Below are 16,499 nucleotides of genomic sequence, written 5' to 3'. Positions count from 1 at the left end.
GCCGCGGCGACATCAGGCACTTTGTGCAAAACCGCGCAAACGCGCTGCTGTTAGCTCCCTTCAGCCATCGCCCGAAGGATACGCTGCGCCTCAAGAGCATCGAATCCAGCCTGCTTGCGACACTCGCTATAGATGCCGTACTTGTACGCAAGATCAACTACCTTGAATCTCGCTTCTGCAGGCGGAGTAAGGTACCGCGGTAAGACGTCTTCTTGCATCTTGATGCTGGCATGTGCTACTCGATGCAGTTTGCACAAGAAACCCACCAAGCTATCCCCGCCCCACCCCTCATAGAACCATCCAACTTTGTTCGGATAGCTGCTATTTAAATTCCACGGATTGAGCGACGCATCGACAAAGTTGGAGAAGACACACACATCATTTACGACGATGAAATCCGCCTGATCGACCGGGTCCGTGCCGCGATCTGCGTAGAACTCCAGGATCTCAAATCCCGTTTCGATTGGCGACGCTTTGCATTGCATCGCGAATACGCCAAAAGGCACACGCTTCGCCCACTCCGATAGCGGATGAAAATCATGGAGAAGTGAGGTAGTCGCTCGTCGCAGCTTCTTTACAGTTAGCCCCTGTTCGAGGGCGCGGTGAAGTTCTGCTCTATCAGCGATGTTGGGTTTGACCTCCACGACGGAATCCACACCTTCGGCCAGCAAAAGGCTGAATTTGTCCTTAGCGCTAACCGTGTACGGATGATTTGGCGCACAAATTATGCAATCTATGGATGCGGCGATGCTTCCATACGAATCACGCACCTTGCCTTTGGCGATTCGATGCGGAAAAGGGAAATAACGCGATAAGAATGCCTGAACAGCGTTTTCCCGGAATTCCGCAATCTCCTGCGAGGTGCCACGCCCTTGAATTGATGCCTTACGGAACTCACTGGACAGCTGCAGAGCATCCTCGCGCAGCAAGTTGTATAGATCATTCATAGTCTTAGGGACGAGGTCATGGCAGTAGCCTACTCGAAAGCGGCTGAATGACCTGCAGTTCGTGCTGGAGTGGTCCACTGCATCGCGAGAATCGTCCCGGCCTTCTCCGATTAGTGCGCGCATTGCTTAGGTAGGAAACCTTCGCCGCCGGACGACAAGGTGCGTTCTTCCGCCCACCAAGGTACGCAAGGTGCGGCCAGCGATGAGCGAGCGAGGCGCCTCATCCTCGCTGTTGCGCAACTGGTCAAGGTAGTCGGCCCAGCGCTGCATCATCTCGCGGCGTTGCGGCAAATGCGCGGTACGGTTGTAGGCGCGGCCATTGGCATCCTTTACTAAGTGCGCGAGCTGATGCTCAATCAGGTCGACCCGCTCCTCCAATACCTCGTCCAGGATCGTGCGGGCCATCGCGCGGAACCCGTGCCCCGTATGGGCGTCTCCATAGCCCATGCGATGCAGCGCCTTGTTGATGGCGGTAGCGCTCAGGCACTTCTGCGGGTCCCTGGCATTCGGGAACACATAGCGCTTGCCGTCGCTCAGAACCTGCATGCTCTTGAATGCGGCGATTGCCTGCCTCGACAGCGGCACGATATGGCCGACTCGCATCTTCATCCTCTTGGCCGGTATGCGCCACTCCGCAGCGTCGAAGTCGATCTCCGCCCATTCCGTCGCGCGCAGCTCGCCGGGACGGACGAAGGTCAGCGTGAGGAGCTTGAGCGCAAAGCGAACGCTGGGGTGGCCCGCGTGCGCGTCGATGGAGCGCAGCAGCGCGCCCACACCCTTCGGATCGATGATGGCCGGATGGTGGTGGGTCTTCTGTGAGGAGATAGCGTCGCTCAGGTCGGTGGTTGGGTCACGCTCGGCACGTCCGGTCACAACGGCATAGCGGAACACCTTGCCGCAGATTTGCAGGCATCTGCGCGCTGTCGTAGTCGAGCCGCGCTCCTCAATGCGATTGATCACCTTGCGCAGGATGTCGCGCGGCGTGAGGGAGGCAACGTGCATCCTTCCGATATATGGGAGGATGTCATGGTCCAGGAATGCCTTTATCGCGTTCTGCGTGACCTTCTCGCGCCTTCCCGCCGTCTTCGCCAACCACTCAAGTGCCACGATCTGAAAGGTGCTGTTCGCCTCGAGTTCGACTTTCTCCTTGATCCGAGCCTTCTCCCTTTTGCGTTCCGCGCCGGGGTCCTCGCCCTCTGCCAATATTGCCTTCGACGCCCTGTGCTTCTCGCGGGCAGTCTTCAGCGACACATCGGGGTAGACACCGTAGGCCAGCTTTTTCTCAACCCCGCCGACGCGGTATTTCGCGCGCCAGTACCGGCTGCCGGTCTTGGTGACTTCAAGGTAAAGTCCACCTCCATCGGCGTGCTTACCAACAGCCAACCCATTACGAATAGTGATATCGGAAAGTTTCATACGATTCATTCGTGTTTATGGTGGGGGGTACAAGTTGGGGGCACATCACTTTTTGTAACAGGCGAAATCCGGCATCCACGCGGCTTCCCACGCCTTATCCGGCTTCTCTCAGGTAAAGCGGACAGCAGGGGTGGCCCATGGCTTGCGCCATGGAATTCGTCTGCCCCTTTGGAGTGCCCCGTGGCTGCTTCTTCCGCTCCCTCCGACGCCCCTCTTCTCAAGACGCCGCTGTACGACCTCCACGTGGAGCTCGGCGCCCGCATGGTGCCTTTCGCCGGCTATTCGATGCCGGTGCAATACCCCGCCGGCCTGATGGCCGAGCACAAGCACACGCGCGATGCGGCCGGCCTGTTCGACATTTCGCACATGGGACAGCTGCGCCTCGTCGGGCCCGATGCGGCAGCCGCCTTCGAAACCCTGATGCCCGTCGACGTGATCGACCTGCCCGCCGGCAAGCAGCGCTACGGCCTGCTGCTGAACGACGAGGGCGGCATCCTCGACGACCTGATGTTCTTCAACGAAGGCCACGGCTCGATCTTCGTGATCGTGAATGGGGCCTGCAAGGTGGCCGACATAGCGCACATCCAGCAGAAGATCGGCGCCCGCTGCGACGTGCAGCCCCTGCCCGACCACGCCCTGCTTGCACTGCAAGGCCCACAGGCCGCCGCCACGCTCGCGCGGCTGTCGCCCGGCGTCGAACGCTTCGTGTTCATGACGGGCGGAGCGGTGCAGATCGGCGGCATTCCCGCCTTCGCCACCCGCAGCGGCTACACCGGCGAGGACGGCTTCGAGATCTCGGTGGCCGCCAAGGACGCCGACGCCCTCGCCCGCCTGCTGCTGGCCCAGCCCGAGGTCAAGCCCATCGGCCTCGGCGCGCGCAATTCGCTGCGGCTCGAGGCCGGCCTGTGCCTCTATGGCAACGACATCGACACCACCACCACGCCCATCGAGGCTTCGCTCAACTGGGCGATGCAGAAGGTGCGCCGCACCGGCGGCGCGCGCGCAGGCGGTTTTCCGGGCGCCGCGAAGATCCTGGCGCAGCTCGCCGCAGCCACCGTGGGCGCGGCAGGCCACACCGACCACGACACGCTGAAGCGCAAGCGCGTGGGCCTCGTCGCCCTCGAACGCATTCCTGTGCGCGACGGCACGGTGCTGCAATCGTTCGAGGGCCAGGACATCGGCCTCGTCACCAGCGGCCTGCTTGGCCCCACCGCCGACCGCTGCATCGCGATGGGCTACGTGGCCACCGCTTTCGCCGAGCCGGGCACGCGCATCCAGGCCATCGTGCGCGGCAAGCCGGTGCCGATGGAAGTCTCGACCATGCCTTTCGTGCCCACCCGCTATTACCGTGGCTGACCGCGGCTAGGCTCGGCACCCCGATTCATTTTTTCCACGAGGAGTTTTCCACCATGAGCATCAAGTACACCAAGGACCATGAATGGGTCTCGGCCGAAGGCGGCGCGGCCACCGTCGGCATCACCGTGCATGCGCAGGACGCGCTGGGCGACGTGGTGTTCGTCGACCTGCCCGAAGTCGGCAAGGGCTTTGCGCAAGGCGATGTCGCCGGTGTCGTCGAATCGGTCAAGGCCGCAGCCGACGTGTTCATGCCCGTGTCGGGCGAGATCACCGAAGTGAACGAAGCCCTGCGCGCCGACCCCTCGCTCGCCAACACCGACCCGCTAGGCACTGGCTGGTTCTTCAAGGTCAAGCTGAGCGACCCCACACAACTCGACGCGCTGCTCGATTCCGCCACCTACGACAAGTTCGCCGCCGAATCCTGATCCGCTGATTCACCCACGCCGCATCCCCTTCCTCCCCGAGCCTTCACCGCCATGCCGATTCCCGCCCTTCCCTCTTTGCAAGACCTGGAGAACGCCGAAGAATTCCTCGCCCGCCACATCGGCATCGATGCGGCGGACGAGGCGCGCATGCTGCCGGTGATCGGCTCGGAGACGCGGGCTGAGCTCATCGACGGCATCGTGCCCCCGGCCATTCGCCGCGCAAAGCCGATGCGGTTGCCCGCCCCGGCGACCGAAGCCGATGCGCTGGCCGAGCTGAAGGTGATGGCGTCGAAGAACAAGGTGTTCCGCAACTTCATCGGCCAGGGCTACTACGGCACGCACACGCCGGGCGTCATCCTGCGCAACGTGCTGGAAAATCCCGCCTGGTACACCGCCTACACGCCCTACCAGGCCGAGATTTCGCAGGGCCGCATGGAAGCCCTGCTCAACTTCCAGACGATGGTGTGCGACCTCACGGGCATGGCCATCGCCAACGCGTCGATGCTCGACGAAGCCACGGCCGCGGCAGAGGCCATGACGCTCGCCAAGCGCAGCGTCAAGAGCAAGAGCAACGTGTTCCTGGTATCGGGCGACTGCCATCCGCAGACCATCGAAGTCATCAGGACACGCGCCGCGCCGCTGGGCATCGAGGTCAAGGTGAGCACCGTGTCGGAAACGCTGCCGCTGCTGATGGTGAGCGGCGAGTTCTTCGGCGTCCTTGCGCAATACCCGGCCACCACCGGCCACGTGCACGACCTGCGCCCGCTCGCGGGCCACGCGCACCAGTGCGACGCCGCCCTCATCGTCGCAGCCGACCTGCTGGCGCTGACGCTGCTGGTCGCGCCCGGCGAGTTCGACGCCGACATCGTCTGCGGCACCACGCAGCGCTTCGGCATGCCGCTGTGCAACGGCGGCCCGCACGCCGCCTACCTGGCCTGCCGCGATTCGTTCAAGCGCTCGCTGCCGGGCCGCTTGGTCGGCGTGAGCGTCGACACGCACGGCCAGCCCGCGTACCGACTCGCGCTGCAGACGCGCGAGCAGCACATCCGCCGCGAGAAAGCCACCTCCAACATCTGTACCGCGCAGGTGCTGCCGGCCGTGGTGGCCAGCATGTACGCCGTGTACCACGGGCCCGACGGGCTCACGCGCATCGCGCAGCGCGTGGCGGCGCTCACTGCCATCCTCGCCCGGGGCCTGTCGCAGATGGGCCGCGAGCCGGTCAACACCACGGCCTTCGACTCGCTGACCATCCGCACCGGCGACGACACGGCCGCGATCATCGAGCGCGCACAGGCGGGCGGCGTCAACCTGCGCCAGCGCCTGCAGCAGCACCTGGGCATCTCGCTCGACGAGACCACCACGCGCGCCGACATCGAGACACTCTGGGCGCTGTTCGTGCCCGCCGGCACCCCGATGCCGCGCTTCGACGACCTGGCCGCCAACACCGCGCCGCTCATTCCCGAAGACCTGCGCCGCACCAGCGCCTTTCTCACGCACCCGGTGTTCAACACCCACAAGAGCGAGACTGCGATGCTGCGCTACATCCGCAGCCTCTCGGACAAGGACCTCGCGCTCGACCGCAGCATGATCCCGCTGGGCAGCTGCACGATGAAGCTCAACGCGACCAGCGAGATGATCCCCATCACCTGGCCCGAGTTCGCGAACATCCATCCCTTCGCGCCCGCCGAGCAGCTGGTGGGCTACGCCCAGCTCGACGCGCAGCTGCGCGCCTGGCTCTGCGAGGCCACCGGGTACGCGGGCATCAGCCTGCAGCCCAACGCCGGCTCGCAGGGCGAGTACGCAGGCCTGCTGGCCATCAAGTCCTTCCATGAGGCCAAGGGCCAGGGCCACCGCAATATCTGCCTGATTCCGTCGTCGGCGCACGGCACCAACCCGGCCAGCGCGCAGATGGTGGGCCTGCAGGTGGTGGTGACGGCCTGCGACGCGCAGGGCAACGTCGATATGGACGACCTGAAGCGCGCCTGCGAGAAGCACAGCGCCCACCTCGCCGCCGTGATGATCACCTACCCGAGCACGCACGGCGTGTTCGAAACGCGCGTGAAGGAGCTGTGCGAGCTCGTGCACGAGCACGGCGGGCGCGTGTACGTGGACGGCGCCAACATGAACGCACTGGTCGGCGTGGCCGCGCCGGGCGAGTTCGGCGGCGACGTGAGCCACCTGAACCTGCACAAGACCTTCTGCATTCCGCACGGCGGCGGCGGCCCGGGCGTGGGCCCGGTCTGCGTGGTGGAAGACCTCGTGCCGTACCTGCCGGGCCATGCGACGGCCGGCGTCGCATCGAACGGCGTCGGTGCGGTTTCCGCAGCACCGCTCGGCAATGCGGCGGTGCTGCCGATCAGCTGGATGTACTGCCGCATGATGGGCGCGAAGGGCCTGCAGGCCGCGACCGAGACGGCAATCCTGAGCGCCAACTACATCAGCGCGCGACTCAAGGACCACTACCCCACGCTGTACGCAAGCCCCAACGGCCACGTCGCACACGAATGCATTCTCGACCTGCGCCCGCTCAAGGACACCAGCGGCGTTACCGCCGAGGACGTGGCCAAGCGCCTGATCGACTACGGCTTCCACGCGCCCACGCTCAGCTTCCCCGTGCCCGGCACGCTGATGGTCGAGCCGACCGAGAGCGAGCCGCTGGCCGAGCTCGACCGCTTCATCGACGCGATGATCGCCATTCGCGGCGAGATCCGCCGCATTGAGGAAGGCGTCTGGCCGAAGGACGACAACCCGCTCAAGCACGCGCCGCACACCGCCGCGAGCCTGCTCGGCAGCGAGTGGAGCCACCCGTACTCGCGCGAACTCGGCGCGTTCCCGCTGGCCGAACTCAAGCAGGCCAAGTACTGGCCGCCGATCGGCCGCGTCGACAACGTGTACGGCGACCGCAACCTGTTCTGCAGCTGCGTGCCGGTGGGCGACTACCAGGAAACCGAAGAGGCCTGAGAAGGCTGGAAAGGCGCGCTCAGGATTCGCGGCGATAGGTCGCCCACTTCACGGTCAGGATGTCCGCGGCGATCTTTGCGGCATTGACGCCCGCATAAGCCTCGGACGGATTGAACTGGAATGCCTCCTGGTATCGCTTGACCTGCGCGTAGTCCTGGTCGAAGGTCATCGGGCCCATGAGTTCGGCAGGATCGGTGCCCGCGGGAAGCGCGAGGAATTTCTCCGGATCGGTAGCACTCTGGTAGAGGTCGACGCTCATCGGGTTCATACGTTTGTCCTCGAGATCTTGGTCTTGGGGACAAATCATCTGCGGCATCCGCGCGGCATGCAATCGGTCCGCGCCTACACGGCGCGCCGGGCGCGTCAGGGCTGCTTCTTTTTCGCCAGGCCGGCCGTGGCGATCTGCTCGCGAAAACCGCGCAGACTGGCCTTCAGCCTGCGTTCGTTCTCGAGCCCCACGCGCACCATGATCTTCTGGCCGGAAGAGAGCGCCTCGAGCTGCGGATCGGCGTATTCGTAGCGCACCCAGGGCCGCTGCGAGGGAACGTTGCCCTTCACCTCGACCAGCCGCACCTGCACCGGGCCGGCGGGCTCCGGCGCCTGCAGCAGGTGGTCGATCACGGCAATGAGCCGGTCGTTGAAGTAGCGCCCCGGATAGCCGAGTTCTTCATAGGCTTGCTGGAACAGCGGGTAGAGCCGGGCATACGTCTTGGCCGCCTTCGCCGGATCGACCGATTCGGCAAACAGGACGACGGCGTTGTAGCGCGCGGCATTGTTGGGAGCGATGACCTGTTTCTCGCCCTGCCCTGCGGTGATGAAGCGCTGCTTGGCCGGCTGCACCGGCCATGCGCTCGCGGGCGCCTGCTCGCGCGCGAGGTTGTCGACCGTCGCCACGAAGCGGCGCACGACGCCGTCGAACCGCAGGAAGTCGGCCACGTTCTTGCTGCCGAGCAAGTCGACCAGCGCCTTCATCACGCGCGTATCGGAATCGGTGATGGTGGGCAGCCCCGTGTCGGGCACCGCGATCGCATCGATGGGGTTGCGCGGTTCCAGGGACTCTGGCGCAGGCATGGGCGCTGGTGCGGGCGCGAGCCCGTCGTTCGGTGCCGCGGCCACGGGAGGAGCCTCGGGTGGTTGTTGCTGCTGCTGGTACCAGCGCCAGCCGAGGAAGGCCGTCCCGAGCAACACCAGCATGAAGGCGACGATGGCGCCTATGGGCATTTCGCGGCGTGGCCGGAATTCGGGGGAATCGTCCCCGGAGCCGGGGGTATCTCGTTCGGACATGGCGGCACTTTCCTTCTGCTAAGGCTGTGTGTGTGATGCGGAGAGACCGGTCATGTTGCACCAATCGGCGCTCCATGGCACCACGGCCGCGTAACGCCCTGTGTCGCCCCGTGCCTTGCAAGCCGCGCGATCAGGCCGCGTCGGCGGGCCCGCTCAGCGATTGCAGCCAGGCGAGCGACCCCTGCAGCTCGGCCGGTCGGATCTCGTGCGCGCCAGGAAAGTCCGAGCCCGACAGCGCCAGCGGCAGGCCGCGCGCCAGCTCGCGCGTGGCCTGCGCGGCGCTCGGCGGAATCACGTTGTCGGCGCTGCCATGGCTCACCCACAACGCCTTGCCCTCGAAGGCCTCCGGCGGTGCGATCTGCGGCACCACCTGCGAGAGCAGCCGGCTGTGCCACACCATCGCGGCACGCACGCTCTGCGGCTTGGTCAGCAGCTGCGACAGCGACATGATGCCGCCCTGGCTGAAGCCGCCGACCACCACGCGCTCGGCCGGCACGCCGAGCTGCTGCGAGGCCGAGACGATCATCTCGCCGACGAGGAAGCGGCTTTCGCGCTCCTGCTCTTCGTTGATCTGCCGCTCGCCATTCGGCAGCACCTGGAACTCGAACCACGCGTAGGCACCAGGCGACAGCACATACGGCGCGCGCAAGCTCAGCACATGGAACTGCGACGGCATCAGCCGCGCAAGGCCGAACAGGTCCTGCTCGTTGCTGCCCACGCCGTGCATCAGCACCAGCAGCCAGGGTTCACGCACCTCGGGCCGGGCCGCGTGTTCGAGGAATTTGAGGGGCAAGTGGAGTTGAGGCATCGATGGATCTTCAGACGGTTGCGTGAAAGCCTTGCGCGAGCGCGCGGGTAACTTCGGCCGCTGGCACCTCGCGGCAGCCGGTCGCGTTCTGCCCCGACCACAGCGGAGAGAAATCGCCGCTGCCCTGCGCTTCGGCCTTGGCCCGCAGCGGCGCAATGCCCGAGGTGGCCAGCGGAAACTCCGGCGCGGCCTCGCCGATGGGCCCCAGGTCGCGCATCACGCGGTTCACGATGCCGCGGGCCGGTCGGCCGGTAAAGAGATTGGTGAGCGCCGTGTGCCGCGCGGCCCTGCCCTTGAGCGCCTCGCGGTGCAGCGCGCTGGTCGTCGCCTCGGGCGTCAGCATGTAGGCCGTGCCCACCTGCACGCCCGCCGCGCCCAGCGCCATGGCCGCGGCCACGCCGCCCGCATCCGCGATGCCGCCCGCCGCGATCACCGGCACCTTCACCGCGTGCACCACCTGCGGCAGCAGCGCGAAGGTGCCGAGCTGCCGCGTCAGGTCGTGCGAGAGAAAGTGCCCGCGATGCCCGCCCGCCTCCAGTCCCTGCGCAATGACCGCGTCCGCGCCGCGCGCTTCGAGCCACAGCGCTTCTTCGACCGTTGTGGCCGAGGCCAGCACCTTCGCGCCCCAGCCGTGCACCTGCGCCAGCAGCGCCTCGGATGGCAGCCCGAAATGAAAACTCACCACCGGCGGCGCGAATTCGGCCAGCAGCCCGGCCACCTCGGCGCTGAAGGGGTTGCGGCCGGGCCCGGTCGGAATCCCGGCCGCATCGATGCCGAACTCGGCGTAGTAAGGCGCCAGTGCGGCGCGCCACGCGGCCTCGCGCTCGGCGCTCGGCACGGGCGGCGTATGGCAGAAGAAGTTGACGTTGTAGGGCTTGTCGGTGCCGGCGCGGATCGCGGCGAGCTCGCTGCGCATGGCCTCCGGGCTCAGCATGGCGCAAGGCAGCGAACCGAGGCCCCCTGCGTTGCTCACCGCGATGGCCATCGCGCTGCCCTGTATGCCCGCCATCGGGGCCTGGATCAACGGGAGTTCGGTGCCGAGAATCTGCTGCAGCGTGGTCATGAAGGCGCTCCTTTTGTGTCGGATGCCGCCAATTCTCCCGCCAAGGCGGAATTGCCCCCGCAGCAGGGTCATCGCCCGTGGATCAGCTCACTCCTCGCTCGTCCACTCCACCTGCACGCCAAGGCTGCGCAGGTTCTCCACGAAGCGCGGATGCGCGCGGCGAATGGGCGTGGCGTTGCGGATCTCGGAGCGGCCTTCGATGCTCGCCGCCACCATGAACAGCGCGATCGCCACGCGGATGATGTACGGGCTTTCGACCACGGCCGGCGTCAGCGGATTGCCGCCGAAGGTGATGAGCCGGTGCGGGTCCGAAGAGAACACGTGCGCGCCGAACTTCGAGAGCTCGCCCGTCCAGCCCAGCGCCCCGTCGTACACCTTGTTCCAGAACATCGCATTGCCCTGCGCACGGACGCCCAGCGCGATGAAGATCGGCAGCAGGTCGACCGGAAAGTAAGGCCACGGCGCCGCCTCGACCTTCGTCAGCACGTTGCTCGTGAACGGCGTCTGCACCTTCAGCGGACCGCTGCGGATGGCGCGCGACCAGCCGTCCTCATGCACGATCTGCACGCCGAACTTCGCGAACGTGCGGTCGATCAGCGGAAAGTTTTCGGGGGCGCTGTTGCGCACGACCACGTCGCCGCCGGTGATGGCGCCCAGCGCCAGGAAGGTCGTGATCTCGTGGAAGTCTTCGTCGAAGCGGAACTCCCCGCCCTTCAGCGTGCCGCCGCCGTGCACAGTGAGCCGCGAGGTGCCCATGCCTTCGATGCGTACGCCGATCAGGGTCATGAAGCGGCAGAACTCCTGCACGTGCGGCTCCGACGCGGCGTTGGTCAGCGTCGAAGTGCCGCCCGCCGCGGCGGCGCACAGCACGAAGTTCTCGGTGGTCGTGACAGAGGCGTAGTCGAGCCAATGGTCGGTGGGCGTGAGCCGGCCCGCGCTGCGCACCAGCAGCGAGCCCTCGGTGCGCTCCACTTCGCCGCCGAAGCGCTGGAACACCTCCACGTGCGGATCGATCTCGCGCACGCCGAGCGTGCAGCCCTTGACGTTGTCCTCGAGCCGCGCAACGCCGAAGCGCGCCAGCAGCGGCGGCACCAGCATGATCGACGAGCGCATCTCCTCGGGCAGCCGGTGGCGCGATGCGTCGAAGCTGGTCTCGCGGTGGTGCAGCTCGAGCGTGCCGGTGTCGTGGTCCATGCGCACGTCGCTGCCCAGGGTGCGGAAGATGTCGAGGATCTTGCGCACGTCGGTGATGTCGGGCACGCCATGCAGGCGCAGGGGCTCCCAGGTGAGCAAGGTGGCACAGAGCACCGGCAGCACGGCGTTCTTGTTGGCAGAGGGGGTGACGCGGCCACGCAGCGGCGTACCGCCGTGCACGATGAGGTTGGACATGGAGGAGCGAGCGGGAAAGCGGGAGGCGGTGGAAAAGAGGCCGCGGACGATCCGAAACCGGAGGCGATAACTTTACCGTCTGAAGCAGCATGAACGGCGCCGAAGTTGTAAGAACTTCGAATGAAAAGCCAATTGCTGGACCGAATCGCGACGAACTTGTTACTCCCCCGCGGCACGCCTGCCCGGCTAGATTGGCTGCATCCAGCCATACCCGCTGGAAAACACACCTCGAAGGACAAAGAAATGAACGACGCCTACACCGGCGGTTGCGCGTGCGGCGCAATCCGCTACGAGATTTCGGCCGAGCCGGTCTTCCAGAACGACTGCCAGTGCCGCGACTGCCAACGCAAGAGCGGCACCGGCCATGGCTCGTACCTCACCTTCCCGCGCGACGGGGTGAAGCACAGCGGCCCGGCCACGCTGTGGGATATGGTCGGCGACAGCGGCAACGTCAAGACGCGGGCCTTCTGCCCCGCCTGCGGGTCGCCTGTGTACATGACCTTTGCGGCGATGCCCGGTGTCTTCACCGTGCACGCCGCGAGCCTCGACGACCCCGGCCGGTACAAGCCGCAAGCGGTCACGTATGCCGTGCGCGGGCATGAATGGGATTTTCTGGATCCGGCATTGCCCAAATTCGACAAGATGCCGCCGATGTGACGGGAGGACTTCGATGCGGCTGCGGGTGCCTTCGAGAGGACAATCGAAGAAGCTCCATTCGAATTCACAGCCACGACCATGCCCCGCCTCGACGATCCTCTCCACGACGCCGAAATCGGCTCCCGCGACAGCACGCTCGACACCACGCGCATCGACGACGTGCGCATCGGCGCCGTCCGCCCGCTCATCACCCCTGCGCTGCTGCAGGAACGCGTGCCCGTGCGCGACAACACGCTGGCGCTGGTCGAACGCAGCCGTGCGGAGATTGCCGACGTGCTGCACGGCCGCGACGACCGGCTGGGGGGCGNGCGCTGCTGCAGGAACGCGTGCCCGTGCGCGACAACACGCTGGCGCTGGTCGAACGCAGCCGTGCGGAGATTGCCGACGTGCTGCACGGCCGCGACGACCGGCTGGTGGTCGTGGTCGGCCCATGCTCCATCCATGACCACGACCAGGCCATCGAATACGCACAGCGCCTGAAGACCGTTGCCGATTCGCTGCAGGACGACCTGCTCATCGTGATGCGNCCATGCTCCATCCATGACCACGACCAGGCCATCGAATACGCACAGCGCCTGAAGACCGTTGCCGATTCGCTGCAGGACGACCTGCTCATCGTGATGCGCGCCTACTTCGAGAAGCCGCGCACCACCGTGGGCTGGAAGGGCTACATCAACGACCCGCACCTGGACGGCAGCTTCGCGATCAACGAGGGGCTGGAGCGCGCGCGGCGCCTGCTGCTCGAACTGACCACCCTGGGCCTGCCGACGGGCACCGAGTTTCTCGACCTGCTGAGCCCGCAGTTCATTGCCGACCTGATCGCCTGGGGCGCCATCGGCGCCCGCACCACCGAGAGCCAAAGCCACCGGCAACTGGCGTCGGGCCTGAGCTGCCCGGTCGGCTTCAAGAACGGCACCGACGGCAGCGTCAAGGTCGCGGCCGACGCCATCCTCGCGGCCCGCGCGCCGCATGCCTTCATGGGCATGACCAAGATGGGCATGGCCGCGATCTTCGAGACCCGCGGCAACGACGACTGCCACGTGATCCTGCGCGGCGGCAAGGCCCCCAATTATTCGGCCGCGGACGTCGCCGCGAGCTGCGAGGCGCTGCTGTCGAACGGCCTGCGGCCGCAGGTGATGATCGATGTCTCGCACGGCAACAGCAGCAAGCAGCACCAGCGGCAGATCGTGGTCGCTGAAGACGTGGCAGCGCAGATCGCAGCGGGCGAGCGGCGCATCACGGGCATCATGATCGAGAGCCATCTGGAGGAAGGGCGGCAGGACCTGAAGCCTGGGGTTGCGCTGAAGCATGGGGTTTCGATCACCGATGCCTGCATTGGGTTTGCGCAGACGGTGCCGGTGCTCGAGGGGCTGNCGGCAGGACCTGAAGCCTGGGGTTGCGCTGAAGCATGGGGTTTCGATCACCGATGCCTGCATTGGGTTTGCGCAGACGGTGCCGGTGCTCGAGGGGCTGGCTTCGGCTGTGAAGGCGCGGCGGCGGGTGTTGAAGGCTGCTTGAATGCGTCAAAGGCGGCTATGCGCAGCCAATCCACCAGTTCCGCCTTTGGATCGCCGAAACAAGATGACAAGCCCGGAAATGAGAAAGTACACAGCCCCGACCGCCGCATAGCCGCCAAAGGTCTGCACAACCGGCGCCGCGCTGCCTTGCTGCGCCACAAAAAATCCCCCAGCCAGCGCAGACTGCGCCCCGCTCAGCATCATCACCCACTGCCCTCGATCGCCTTTGCGACGACGAATGGCCGTCGCCAGTTGAAGCAGCCCCGCAACGATGGCCCATCCCCCAAAGATCACAAAAATGATCTGCAGCCCGAGCACAAGCGAAACCATCACGGCAACCGTGACCAGCCCACTCATCCAGGCATTCAGGACCTGCGTGGGATTGACCTTTGCGCCCCCCGCCATCCTGGCGTCCAGCAGGTTTGCCAACGCGTCCCATGCGGGATAGACGATCAGCAGGCCGCTCGCGAGTGCGGGCGACCCCTTGGCCACTGTGAACGCCAGCGCGACCCACGCGAAGGAAAAGGCGGCGCGAATGAAGTAGAGCTTGCGCAGCCACGCAGCTCGCTGAAGAGAGGACTGGTTGATGTTGGACATGGCATTGGCGGTGAAGACCGCGAGATCAGGTAGAAAGGTCGGAGCCCCTTGAGCGGGGCTGGTGCAGGAGATTCTGTTTCGGCGGCACCGGGCGCGGTATCGGTCGAATGACCGACAGGCCCCGAAAAAGAGCGACTGTGCGATGCTGGGCTTTTGCCTCAGCCATCCATGTCCGACGACGCAACCATTTCCGTTTTTGACGCAGTCCGCGCGCTTGCTTTCATCGGCGACCTGAGCATGGGACAGCCGACCGACCATTCGCTGCGCACCGCGTGGCTCGCCGGAATGATCGCGACGCAGGCCCGCTGCGAGCCATCGCAGGTCGAGGCCGCCCGGCACGTTGCGCTGCTGCGCTGGTCGGGCTGTACTGCCAATGCCCAGGAGTTCGCGGACTTTCTGGAAGACGACGTGCAGGGGCGAAGCGCCCTTCTTGCATCGCAAAAGCCGCGAAAGGCGCTGCAGCCGCCTCGCAGCGTGCCCATTCCCGACGGCATGCTGGCCATGGCCAACATCCATTGCGAAATCGCCGGCGACATAGCGAACACGCTGGGCTTGAGCGCGAATACCGAAGCTGCTCTGCGCGCCATCTTCGAGACCTACGACGGCGGCGGCGTGCCCGGCCTTCTGCAAGGCAACGATGTGCCGCTGGCAACCTACGTCGTGGCCCTGGCGAGCGACCTCGAAATTTTCAGCCGCCTGTACGGACTCGACGAAGCGCTCGCGCTGGCCCGCGGGCGCGCGAACAGCGTCTACCCCGGCTTCCTTGTCGACGCCAGCGCACCGTGGGTCTCGACGTGGATGAAAGCGCTGGATTCCGCTGCCCCACCGTGGACCGACGTTGCCGACCAGCCCGCTTCGATGCTTCGACGCGTCGGGCTGGAACTCGTGGGCGACGTGATCGATCTCAAGCTTCCCTGGATGACGGGCTACTCGCGCCGCGTTGCACAACTGGCACGCGATTGCAGCGCGCGCGCCGGCCTGGACGAAGCCTCGTGCCACCGCACGTACAAGGCCGGATTGATCCACGGCATTGGGCGTGCGTCGGTGCCCAACGCCATCTGGAACGCGCCCGAACCACTGCCAGCCTCGTCATTGGAACGCCTGCGGCTCGTGCCGTACTGGACCTCCCGCGCCACCGGACAAATCGACGGACTCGCGCTCGAAGCAGAAATCGCATCCTTCGCCTTCGAACGGCGCGATGGCTCCGGCTATTTCCGCGGCCGATCGGGTATGGCGATGCCGCAAGAGGGGCAAATCGTCGCCGCAGCCGAGCAGTGGGTCTCTCTTCGAACCCGCCGTCCGTGGCGAGCTGCGTTCACCGAAGCAGAAGCGCTCGATCGCATGAAGGAAGAGGCAGAGGCGGGCCGCCTCGACCAGGAAGTCGTCGCTGCGTTGCTCGCCAGTGTTCTGTCGCATGCGCCCGCGAAGGCTGTGGCGCCGGTGCGCGGCGAACCGTCTCTGTCAGAACGCGAACTGGAGGTTCTGCGCTGCATCAGCCGGGGCGACAACACCAAGCAGGTTGCTCGTGCGCTGGGCATTGGTCCGCGCACGGTGCGAACCCATGTCGAGCGTCTGTTCCTCAAGCTCGAGTGCTCGACGCGAGCGGCCGCGACGCTGAAGGCGGCGACCAGAGGGCTTATTTGACGAGACCTCGGGCATGGGCTTCGCAACTCCCCGGCAGCCTCGCAACCACCTTGATCTCGAACTGAAACCCATAGAGCCATGTCACCCCGATCCCGGTCAGCGTCGGATGCGGCGCACTGCCCCAATACTCCGGCACCACCTTCCAGACCGTCTCGAAGTTCAACTCCGGATCGACGATGAACACCGTGACATCGACCACGTCGTCGAACGTGCAGTTCGCCGCCGCAAGGATCGCATTCAGGTTGCCGAACGCAAGTCGCACCTGCGCCTCGAGGTCGGGCTCGGGCGAGCCGTCGGGGCGACTGCCGACCTGCCCGGAAACGAACAGGAATCCGTTGGACCGTATCGCCGGCGAGTAGCGATTCTTTTCGTAGAGCGCCTGGCGCCCGGGCGGGAAAACGACGTCGCGCTGAGTCATGGATTGGTTGCCTTCTT

Annotated in this window: 14 protein-coding genes and 3 pseudogenes; 8 read left to right on the top strand and 9 right to left on the bottom strand. The window is 65.8% G+C overall.

Features of this window, described 5'->3' with window-relative positions:
• Nucleotides 1–50: 50 nt before the first annotated feature.
• Complete coding sequence (locus ASC92_RS28830; RefSeq protein WP_157609147.1) at nt 51–947, bottom strand: DUF6602 domain-containing protein; 897 nt, start codon at nt 945–947, stop codon at nt 51–53.
• Between the two features lie 126 nt (nt 948–1,073).
• Nucleotides 1,074–2,363 (bottom strand): tyrosine-type recombinase/integrase, encoded by a 1,290-nt coding sequence (locus ASC92_RS27070; protein ID WP_082519747.1) that lies wholly within the window; start codon nt 2,361–2,363, stop codon nt 1,074–1,076.
• Between the two features lie 180 nt (nt 2,364–2,543).
• Between ASC92_RS27070 and gcvT the strand changes: the two genes are divergently transcribed.
• The 3 genes from gcvT to gcvP are packed head-to-tail and all read left to right on the top strand — an operon-like array spanning nt 2,544 to nt 7,105.
• Nucleotides 2,544–3,719 carry a glycine cleavage system aminomethyltransferase GcvT gene (gene gcvT, locus ASC92_RS27065; protein WP_056522349.1) on the top strand — a complete coding sequence of 392 codons (1,176 nt, stop codon included), beginning with the start codon at nt 2,544–2,546 and terminating at the stop codon, nt 3,717–3,719.
• A 53-nt stretch (nt 3,720–3,772) separates the two neighbouring features.
• Nucleotides 3,773–4,144, top strand: coding sequence for a glycine cleavage system protein GcvH (gene gcvH / locus ASC92_RS27060; protein WP_056522346.1), 372 nt, complete (start codon nt 3,773–3,775; stop codon nt 4,142–4,144).
• Between the two features lie 51 nt (nt 4,145–4,195).
• The gene (gene gcvP / locus ASC92_RS27055; protein WP_056522341.1) at nt 4,196–7,105 is read left to right on the top strand and encodes an aminomethyl-transferring glycine dehydrogenase; all 2,910 of its coding nucleotides are present in this window, start codon (nt 4,196–4,198) and stop codon (nt 7,103–7,105) included.
• A 19-nt stretch (nt 7,106–7,124) separates the two neighbouring features.
• Here gcvP and ASC92_RS27050 read toward each other — a convergent pair whose 3' ends face one another.
• The 5 genes from ASC92_RS27050 to ASC92_RS27030 form a co-directional block, all read right to left on the bottom strand.
• Nucleotides 7,125–7,373: a hypothetical protein gene (locus tag ASC92_RS27050; RefSeq protein ID WP_056522339.1), complete on the bottom strand. Its 249-nt coding sequence runs from the start codon at nt 7,371–7,373 to the stop codon at nt 7,125–7,127.
• A gap of 95 nt (nt 7,374–7,468) precedes the next feature.
• Nucleotides 7,469–8,389 carry a DUF3014 domain-containing protein gene (locus ASC92_RS27045; protein WP_056522337.1) on the bottom strand — a complete coding sequence of 307 codons (921 nt, stop codon included), beginning with the start codon at nt 8,387–8,389 and terminating at the stop codon, nt 7,469–7,471.
• A gap of 130 nt (nt 8,390–8,519) precedes the next feature.
• Nucleotides 8,520–9,197, bottom strand: a complete 678-nt coding sequence (locus ASC92_RS27040) for an alpha/beta hydrolase (RefSeq protein ID WP_056522333.1) — start codon at nt 9,195–9,197, stop codon at nt 8,520–8,522.
• Nucleotides 9,198–9,207: 10 nt separating this feature from the next.
• On the bottom strand, nt 9,208–10,260 hold the full coding sequence (locus tag ASC92_RS27035) for an NAD(P)H-dependent flavin oxidoreductase (RefSeq protein ID WP_056522330.1): 1,053 nt from the start codon (nt 10,258–10,260) through the stop codon (nt 9,208–9,210).
• A gap of 87 nt (nt 10,261–10,347) precedes the next feature.
• A complete protein-coding gene (locus ASC92_RS27030) occupies nt 10,348–11,649 on the bottom strand; it encodes a UDP-N-acetylglucosamine 1-carboxyvinyltransferase (protein ID WP_056522327.1) in 1,302 nt (433 codons plus the stop codon).
• A gap of 120 nt (nt 11,650–11,769) precedes the next feature.
• Between ASC92_RS27030 and ASC92_RS27025 the strand changes: the two genes are divergently transcribed.
• From ASC92_RS27025 to ASC92_RS27020, 4 genes and pseudogenes are all read left to right on the top strand, one after another.
• Nucleotides 11,770–12,306, top strand: coding sequence for a GFA family protein (locus tag ASC92_RS27025; protein ID WP_235506023.1), 537 nt, complete (start codon nt 11,770–11,772; stop codon nt 12,304–12,306).
• 78 nt (nt 12,307–12,384) lie between these two features.
• Nucleotides 12,385–12,613: pseudogene (locus ASC92_RS28825) on the top strand (3-deoxy-7-phosphoheptulonate synthase); the annotation flags it as partial.
• A 1-nt stretch (nt 12,614) separates the two neighbouring features.
• Nucleotides 12,615–12,832 (top strand): annotated as a pseudogene (locus ASC92_RS29535) (3-deoxy-7-phosphoheptulonate synthase); the annotation flags it as partial.
• A gap of 1 nt (nt 12,833) precedes the next feature.
• Nucleotides 12,834–13,679: pseudogene (locus tag ASC92_RS27020) on the top strand (3-deoxy-7-phosphoheptulonate synthase); the annotation flags it as partial.
• 150 nt (nt 13,680–13,829) lie between these two features.
• Here ASC92_RS27020 and ASC92_RS28390 read toward each other — a convergent pair.
• Complete coding sequence (locus ASC92_RS28390) at nt 13,830–14,420, bottom strand: DUF308 domain-containing protein (RefSeq protein ID WP_082519759.1); 591 nt, start codon at nt 14,418–14,420, stop codon at nt 13,830–13,832.
• Nucleotides 14,421–14,588: 168 nt separating this feature from the next.
• Between ASC92_RS28390 and ASC92_RS27015 the strand changes: the two genes are divergently transcribed.
• Nucleotides 14,589–16,064 carry an HD domain-containing phosphohydrolase gene (locus tag ASC92_RS27015; RefSeq protein WP_056522322.1) on the top strand — a complete coding sequence of 492 codons (1,476 nt, stop codon included), beginning with the start codon at nt 14,589–14,591 and terminating at the stop codon, nt 16,062–16,064.
• On the opposite strand, the gene ASC92_RS27010 is transcribed toward ASC92_RS27015, so the two are convergent.
• Nucleotides 16,057–16,482 carry a RidA family protein gene (locus ASC92_RS27010; RefSeq protein ID WP_056522320.1) on the bottom strand — a complete coding sequence of 142 codons (426 nt, stop codon included), beginning with the start codon at nt 16,480–16,482 and terminating at the stop codon, nt 16,057–16,059. The genes ASC92_RS27015 and ASC92_RS27010 overlap by 8 nt on opposite strands.
• Between the last annotated feature and the right edge of the window lie 17 nt (nt 16,483–16,499).

Origin of the sequence: Variovorax sp. Root411, assembly GCF_001425205.1 — a bacterium.
In the GTDB taxonomy this organism is placed as follows: Bacteria; Pseudomonadota; Gammaproteobacteria; order Burkholderiales; family Burkholderiaceae_C; genus Variovorax.
The sequence above is the reverse complement of the archived record's forward strand: the minus strand, read 5'-3'. Positions and strand labels throughout refer to the sequence as shown.